This window comes from Mesorhizobium sp. M7A.F.Ca.US.014.04.1.1 (assembly GCF_003998745.1).
Lineage (GTDB): Bacteria > Pseudomonadota > Alphaproteobacteria > Rhizobiales > Rhizobiaceae > Mesorhizobium > Mesorhizobium ciceri.
Genome location: NZ_RZRW01000276.1, coordinates 1 through 7,686 on the forward strand (window position 1 = coordinate 1; position 7,686 = coordinate 7,686).

Consider the following 7,686-nt stretch of genomic DNA (forward strand, 5'->3'; position numbering starts at 1 on the left):
GTTGAGCTCGTGCGACACACCGGCCAGCAACGAACCCATCGCCGCCATCTTCTCGTTCTGGTGCAGCTTCTCGCGTTGCCGGCCGATTTCCTCCTCGGCGCGCAATTTGTCGCGCAGGTCGCGGATGGAGCCGAAGATCAGGCGGCGGTCGGCAACCCGCATCTCGGTGGCCGTCAGCTCGATCGGGAACACTTCGCCGGCGGCATTCTGGGTCACCGTCTCGAGCCGCTGGCCGACCATCGGCGCGCCGCGGCCGGACATGTATTCGGCTCCTGAGGCATAGCCCTTGCGGTAGTAGATCGGCACGATCGTATCGAGCAGGTCCTTGCCGAGGATGTCGCTGCGCTGGAAGCCGAACATCTTCTCGGCGGCCGGATTGAATTCGATGATCGAGCCGGTCTCGTCGATGACGACAATGGCGTCGAGCGAGGCCTGCAGCATGGTGCGGCGAATGACCTCGCTGGCGTGGGCGTCGGAGGGCGAGCGCTCTATGGCGTCGCCGATGGCCAGCGCGATGATGTGCAGCGTCGCCTCTTCCTCGTCGGTCCATGCACGCTCGTTGATGCAGTCATTGACCGCCAGCGTGCCCCAGAGATGGCCGTGCGCGAAGACCGAGACCGAGAGGAACGATTTGATGTTCTGCTTCTCGAAATCGGTCCTCAGGAAGCCTTCGAGGTCGCGCGTATGACCGGCGAAGATCTTGCCTTGCCTCTCGTCCTCGGCAAGCCGCTCCAGCAGCGGGTCGGAATTGACGATCGATTGCATGATGACGGTCGGTGATGCCAGTTCGCCGCCGAAAAGAGGGTCGATCCAGTAGGCGGCGACGGATTGGGCGAAGCCCTGGCCAGGCAGTTCGCGCAAGCGAAACAGGATGCCGCGCTGGCAATCCATGGCCCGGCAGAGCGTTTCCAGTATGCCGTCCATCTCGCGCTGCCAGTCGCCGGCCTCGCGCAGCCGGCGAACGACGCGCACGGCCGCCATCGCCGCGCCCTGCCTGAACCCTTGCATATCGGTGCTTGCTGCTTCAGCGATCATCTTGTGCTGTCATTCCGGAGTCGCGCCAATTCGGCCGGCGAGCAACTACATCCTTCTGGCCCGGTGCTCAGTTGCCGTCGCCGGCCGGCAGCGAGAAGATATAGCCCTCGCCGCGCACCGTGCGCAGGAATTTCGGATTGGCGGGATCGGCCTCGATCTTTTTGCGCAGCCGCATGATGCGAATGTCGACCGCGCGTGACGATTCCGGATCTTCGGTGAAACCGATCGCCTCGGAGATAGCGGCGCGGCTCAGCAGCCGGTTGGCGCGGGTGAGGAAAATCTCCAGCACGTCGAACTCGCTCTTGGCCATGTCGATCACCACGCCATTGGCGCCGGTGACCAGCCTGCCGTCGAGATCGGCCTGGAAGGGGCCGAAGGCAACGGAACGGCGATCCGCCCCGGCCCTCTTGTCCTGCAGCTCTTTGGGCTGGGGAACCCGGCGCAACACGCTGCGCACCCTGGCCAGCACCTCGCGCAATTCGTAAGGCTTGACGATGTAGTCGTCGGCACCGAGTTCCAGCCCGACAATGCGGTCGAGCGCGGTGCCGGCCGCGGTCGCATAGATGATGCCGATCGGCAGTTTCGAACGCAGCCAGCGGCCAAGCGAGAGGCCGTCCTCGCCGGGCATGGCGATGTCGAGAATGGCAAGATGAAACGACTGCGTTTCAACGAGGCTGCGCGCGGCGGCCGCACTTTCAGCGGTGGCCACGTCATATCCGGCGGCGCCAAGGTATTCGGCGACAGCGTCCCTCAGGTCGGGCTCATCCTCGACGATGACAATTCTTGCCCGCACGATGCTTTCGCTCCCACTTTCAGTGGAAAGTAGATTGGGTATAAACATCATGTCCAGCACTCATATCGGGGTTGCCAGGGAACGGTTGGAAAACATGGCCGCACGATCCGTCATTGCGCTCGTTTCGGTAGCCGAAGTGGTCGCGACCGAACTCGCCGACCATCTTGAACGGCGCGGCCATGACGTGCATCAGGCACGCCAGCCCTGGGAGGCCGAATCGCTGCTGTCGGGAAAGGGCATCGACGTCGTCGTCGTCGGCGACAGCCTCAGCCAGGCGGAGGGGCGGGACCTGCTCAGACGTTATGGCGGCCAAGGAGGAGGCGGTGAGGGCGGACCGGATTTCATCCTGATCTGCCGCCCGGCCGATCTTGTCGACAAGGTGCTGGCGCTGGAGCTTGGTGCGGCCGACGTCATCGAGAGCCCGCTCAATGTCCGTGAACTGGCCGCCCGTGTCGGCGGCCTGCTTTCGCGCCGCGGCAGGGGCACCCAGGAACTGATCGTGCTGGAGAACGCGACCGTCGATCTGAGATCGGCGATGGTCATGCATCGCTCCGGCACGGAGGAACAGCTTTCGCCCGGTCAGGTGGCGCTGCTCAGGCTGTTCCTGGCCAGTCCGCGCAAGGTTTTGACGCGCGACGACATCATCGCCGCGGCGCCGGCCGAAAACGCCGATGCCTTCGATCGCTCGATCGATTCGCGCATCGTGCGGCTGCGCCGCAAACTCGACACCGAAACCATCACCACCATACGCGGCGCCGGCTACCGGTTCGATCCGCCGCGGCAATTCGCGGACTGATTGCCGGGCACTGACGCAGTCTCTGGTTTCGGGCATCGGATTTTCCATCTCCGGCCCCGACGCTCTTGGCGCTCAGCGTACCAGCAGAAGCGATGGACCCACCGGCATGTCACTGCCCATGGTCAGCTCGCCAGCGTGGGCGCGGTCCCTGAGCAGCACGGTGGCAAGGCCGGCAAAGCCGAGCAGGCCCTGGGCGTAAAGCAGTGCGGAAAGCACCGAAGCGGCAAATTTCGTTTTCATCGTACCAATTCCCCAAAATGGTTTGTTGCGGGTCGCTTCAGGATACCCCCGAAGCGCCCGCGCCGCCCACGGAACCCCCCGTCTCGGCGCGGGCCTTCGGTCCTCTCGGCAGCAAGTTGCCGGAGGCGCCGCGCAAACCCGTCAGCCTAAGGCCGACCCGCCAGAGGGCCTTTAGCCGGGCGATGCGCAGGCTGGAAACAATCCAGACCGTGGCGAAAAACAGTGCGGCGTGCAGGGTCGAAATCTCGCCTGAAGTCATCGCGCCGAGGCTTGTCAGCGGGGTGCCGGCAACCATGCCGACGCCGCCGATGACCGCTGCCGCGATGCTGATCCTGAAAAGCCAGGACAGCGCGTTCGATTTCGTTCCCATGTTCGTTACCGGCTGTTTTCGTTGCGTCAACTTTGCTTGCGGCCCGTATCCGGATCATGCCGCTTGAAACCTCGCTTTGTTGCAGTTCGGTTTCGAGATCTACGGCGGTCCTTTCGAATACTGCTAATTTGCACTTTCGTTTAGCGACGGATACCCATGTTCCTGACCTTGGTCTTGCTATGGTCTCGCTGGCGGGCCACCGACGGCTCTAATGGGGTTGGCGTTTGTTAACCAGTGGAAACAGATTCGAAACACAAATGAGCATTTTGCGAAATCTCTCCGAAACATGACGTTGGGATAAGCAGCCATCGAATTGGAGCCGGCTGGACCGGCAGAGAGAGGGGATTTTCTTCATGCATACCGCCATTTCCGCCAAGCTCATCAACATCGCCGCCGCCGCGCTGACCGGTGCCGCACTGCTGTTCGGCTCGGGCGCCGCGCATGCCGCCAACAAGATCGTGGCGCGCGTTTCGCTTTCGCAGCAGATCATGGAAGTCTCCGTCGACGGCCGGCCGACCTTCGCCTGGAAAGTCTCCACCGGCGACCGGGCCCATGTGACGCCGACCGGCTCGTTCAAGCCGACCCGCATGCATGAAATGTGGTATTCGAAGAAATACGACAACGCCCCGATGCCGCACTCGGTCTTCTTCAGCGGCGGCTATGCGGTGCACGCGACCTATGCGATCAAGCGCCTCGGCCAGCCGGCTTCGCATGGCTGCGTGCGGCTGCACCCCGACAACGCCGCCGATTTCTACCAGCTCGTCGAAACCTTCGGGGCGACCAACACCAGCATCGTCATCGTCAAGTAGCAGGCTGGAAACGGTGGCGTGGCAGCATGCTGCCGCGCCTCAAAGCTCCCTCCGGAAACGCTGCGGTATTGCGTACAGTTCAAACCGGCGGTATCGAGCCCAGCCAAAAAGAAAAGAGGCCGGGAATTTCCCGGCCTCTTTTCTTTTGTTTCCATCGATTTGCCCCGCGCATTTCTGGGCGGGACTCCCTAGACCGTCCTAGCTCGGCAGTGCCGGCATCAGCTTGGGGTCCGGCTTCTCCGCCAGATGAGGCAGGTCCTTGCTGGCGATAAAGGTGTAGAACATGGGCACGACGAAGAGCGTGAATATGGTGCCGACCAGGATGCCGGTGAAGATGACCAGGCCCATCGAATAGCGGGCCGCGGCACCAGCGCCGCTGGACGTGATCAGCGGCACAACGCCGAGCGCCATCGCCGCCGTCGTCATCAGGATCGGCCGCAGGCGCACCTTGGCCGAGGCGATGATGGCATCGCGCCGCCGCATGCCATGCTTTTCACGCTGCTGGTTGGCGAACTCGACCAGCAGGATGCCGTGCTTGGTTATCAGACCGATCAGTGTGATCAGGCCGACCTGCGTGTAGATGTTGAGCGTGCCGAGGCCCAGATTGAGCGGCACGATCGCGCCGAAGATCGACAACGGCACCGCCATCATGATGATCAGCGGGTCACGGAAGCTTTCAAACTGCGCCGCCAGCACCAGATAGATGACGACAACTGCGGCCGCGAAAGCGATCAGGATGGTGTTGCCCTGTTCCTTTTCCTGTCGCGATTGACCGGAATAATCGATGAAGAACGTGTCGGGCAGGCTCTCCTTGGCGATGTCCTCCAGCGCCTTCAGCCCGTCGCCGGTGGTGACGCCGGGCAGCGGAAGCGCCGAAATCGTCGACGAATTCAGCTGGTTGAACTGCTCGATTGCCGCCGGCGCCGCATTGGTCGAAATCTTGACCACCGCCGATAGCGGCACCATCTCGCCGGTCACGCTGCGCACGAAGTATTCGCCGAGCTTGTCGGGGTCGTCGCGGAACTCCTGCGGCACCTGCGGGATGATGTCGTAGCTGTTGGAATCGCGGTCGAACTGCGCCACTTCGGCGCCGCCGACCAGCAAGGTCAGCGTGCGGCCGATATCGGCGATCGGCAGGTTCAGCGCGGCGGCGCGGTCGCGGTCGATGGTCACCGTCACCTCCGGTGCGTCATAGGCCATCGAATTCTGCACGACGATGAAGCGGCCGGAGGCCTGCGCCTTGTTCTTGATCTGCTCGGCCACCTCGTACACTTCCGAGGAAGCGCCGGTCGATCGCACCACCATGGAAATGGGCAGGCCGCCGCCGGAGCCCGGCAGCGTCGGCGGTGCGAAGACGAAGGCCTCGACACCGGCCACTTTGGCGATACGGGCCGTAATGTCAGCCTGCAGTTCCTTCGAATTGCGCTTGCGTTCCGCCCAGTCCTTGAAGGCATAGCCGACGAAGGCGCTGTTTGTCGTGCCGCCGAAGGCGACGGCCGAGAACTGCGCCCGTGTTTCGGGAATATCCTTCACCAGGCCGAGGATCTGGTTGACGTATGTCTCGGTATAATCGGACGTCGCATAACGCGGCGCCGTCACAATCGAGAGCAGAAAGCCCTGGTCCTCTTCCGGCGCAAGTTCGCTCGAGGTCTTGGTGAACATGAAGCCGGTGACGCCGACAAGCGCAAGCACGATGATCAACGTCAACGGGCGATAGTTCAGCGATCCGGTGACGGCGCGTTCATAGACATGCTCGACGCGCGCGAAGGTGCCGTCGACAATGCGCTGGAAACGGCCCGGCGTGCCGGACTTCAAGAGGCGTGCCGACATCATCGGGGTGATGGTGATGGCGATGACACCCGACAGCACCACCGAGCCGGCGAGCGTGACCGCGAATTCACGGAACAGCGCGCCGGTCAGGCCGCCGGTAAATGCCAGCGGTGCGAACACGGCGGCCAGCGTCATGGTCATGGCAACGATGGCTGATGCGATTTCGCGCATACCGCTGAACGCAGCCTGCATCGGCGACATGTGATCTTCTTCCATGTGACGATGGATGTTCTCCACCACCACGATGGCGTCGTCGACGACCAGGCCGATCGCCAGCACCATGGCCAGCAGCGACAGAAGGTTGATCGAGTAGCCAACCGCGAACAAAAGGAAGCAGACGCCGATCAGCGACAACGGGATGGTGATGATCGGCATCATCACCGACCGGAAGGAGCCAAGGAACAGAAGGATGACGACGACGACGATGGCAACCGCCTCGCCGATGGTCTTGAACACCTCTTCAATCGAGGCGCTGATCTGCCCGGTCGCGTCGTAGACGACCTCGATCGTCATGCCTTTCGGCAGTGTCTCCTGAATCTGCGGCACCAGCTTGGTGAGCGCAGCCGCCGTGGTCAGCGGATTGGCCGCCGGCGTCGGGAAGATGGCGAGGAAGGTGCCTGGCTTGCCGTTGAACGAGACCCTGGTATCGGTGTTCTCGGCGGCGAGTTCGACGCGAGCCACGTCGCGCAACCGCACCACATTGCCGTCGGTCGAGCGCAGCGGCAGCTCGGCGAATGCCTCCGGCGTCTGCAATGTCGAGCGCACGGTGATCGAGGAAACGACATACTCGTTCTGGGTGTTGCCGGGCGCCGACAGGAAGTTGGAATTGTTGATCGCCGTCAGCAGTTCGGAGGCGGTCACGCCGCGCGCTGCAAGTTTGACCGGATCGATCCAGACGCGCATCGAGTATTCCTGGGCGCCGAAGATCTGCACGTCGGCGACGCCTTCGACCGTCGACATGCGCGGTCTGATGACGCGCTCGATATACTCCGTCAGCTGCTCCTTCGTCATGTTCGGATTCTGCATCGAGATGTACATCATCGCGAACTGCTGGCCGGTGCCCTTGACGATGACAGGGTCCTTCGACGCGTCCGGCAAAGTGCCGCGCACGCCCTGGACCTTGGACAGAACTTCGGTCAGCGCGACGTCGGGGTTCGAGCCGAGCTTCATCTGCACCGTCACGGTGCTGGAGGACGGGCGGCTGGACGAGGTGACGTAGTCGATGTTTTCGGTCGAGGCGACGGCGCGGGCGATCGGGGCGGAAATGAAGCCCTGGATCAGATCGGCGCTGGCGCCTGGATAGGCCGTGGTGATCGTGATGGCCGTTTCATCGACCTTCGGATACTGCCGGATCGACAGATTGAAGATGCCCTGGAAACCCAGGAGCAGGATCATGCAAGCAAGGACCGTCGAAAGAACAGGCCGGCGAATGAAGAGATCTGAAAAGCTCATTGCTGGTCGGCCTGCTTGTTCGCCGATTTGGTCGGGTCGATGGTGTTGTCCACAACGACGGACATGCCGTTGAAGAGGCGGTTCTGACCGGCGGTGACGACCTCGTCGCCGGCCTTCAGCCCCTCGACGATCTCGACCATGCCTTGATTGCGGCGGCCGGGCTTGACGAACACCTGCGACAGCACGAGCGCGGGCTTGTCACCTTCCGCCGCCGGCTTGGCCCCATCGGCAGCCTTGTCAGTTGGCTTTGCCGCATCGGCGGCAGGCTTGGCTGCATCAGCCGCCGGCTTCATGGCATCGGCCGGCTTGGTGTCCGCAGGCTTGGCGTCAGCCGATTTGTCGGCTGCCGGCGCAGCGGGTT

General features: G+C 62.9%; 7 protein-coding genes and 1 pseudogene. 2 read left to right on the plus strand and 6 right to left on the minus strand.

Translation table 11 applies throughout. From position 1 onward, the window contains the following. Positions 1-1,035 (minus strand): PAS domain S-box protein (locus EOA22_RS18675; protein ID WP_164755621.1); only part of this gene is annotated, 1,035 nt, incomplete at its 3' end. Between the two features lie 67 nt (positions 1,036-1,102). Then, positions 1,103-1,876 carry a response regulator transcription factor gene (locus EOA22_RS18680; protein WP_181172685.1) on the minus strand — a complete coding sequence of 258 codons (774 nt, stop codon included), beginning with the start codon at positions 1,874-1,876 and terminating at the stop codon, positions 1,103-1,105. A gap of 46 nt (positions 1,877-1,922) precedes the next feature. Between EOA22_RS18680 and EOA22_RS18685 the strand changes: the two genes are divergently transcribed. Next, positions 1,923-2,624, plus strand: coding sequence for a response regulator transcription factor (locus EOA22_RS18685; protein ID WP_063169136.1), 702 nt, complete (start codon positions 1,923-1,925; stop codon positions 2,622-2,624). Between the two features lie 72 nt (positions 2,625-2,696). Here EOA22_RS18685 and EOA22_RS18690 read toward each other — a convergent pair whose 3' ends face one another. Together EOA22_RS18690 and EOA22_RS18695 are read right to left on the minus strand one after the other, a co-directional pair. After that, entirely contained in the window at positions 2,697-2,864 is a 168-nt protein-coding gene (locus tag EOA22_RS18690; protein WP_013529303.1) for a hypothetical protein, read from the minus strand. 37 nt (positions 2,865-2,901) lie between these two features. Next, on the minus strand, positions 2,902-3,234 hold the full coding sequence (locus EOA22_RS18695; RefSeq protein ID WP_063169135.1) for a hypothetical protein: 333 nt from the start codon (positions 3,232-3,234) through the stop codon (positions 2,902-2,904). 353 nt (positions 3,235-3,587) lie between these two features. Here EOA22_RS18695 and EOA22_RS18700 point away from each other — a divergent pair, with 353 nt between their 5' ends. Beyond that, positions 3,588-4,043 carry a L,D-transpeptidase gene (locus tag EOA22_RS18700; RefSeq protein ID WP_013529305.1) on the plus strand — a complete coding sequence of 152 codons (456 nt, stop codon included), beginning with the start codon at positions 3,588-3,590 and terminating at the stop codon, positions 4,041-4,043. A gap of 198 nt (positions 4,044-4,241) precedes the next feature. Here EOA22_RS18700 and EOA22_RS18705 read toward each other — a convergent pair whose 3' ends face one another. Both EOA22_RS18705 and EOA22_RS18710 read right to left on the minus strand, forming a co-directional pair. Further along, the gene (locus EOA22_RS18705; protein ID WP_063169134.1) at positions 4,242-7,325 is read right to left on the minus strand and encodes an efflux RND transporter permease subunit; all 3,084 of its coding nucleotides are present in this window, start codon (positions 7,323-7,325) and stop codon (positions 4,242-4,244) included. Continuing rightward, positions 7,322-7,686: pseudogene (locus EOA22_RS18710) on the minus strand (efflux transporter periplasmic adaptor subunit); the annotation flags it as partial. The gene EOA22_RS18705 and the pseudogene EOA22_RS18710, both read right to left, overlap by 4 nt.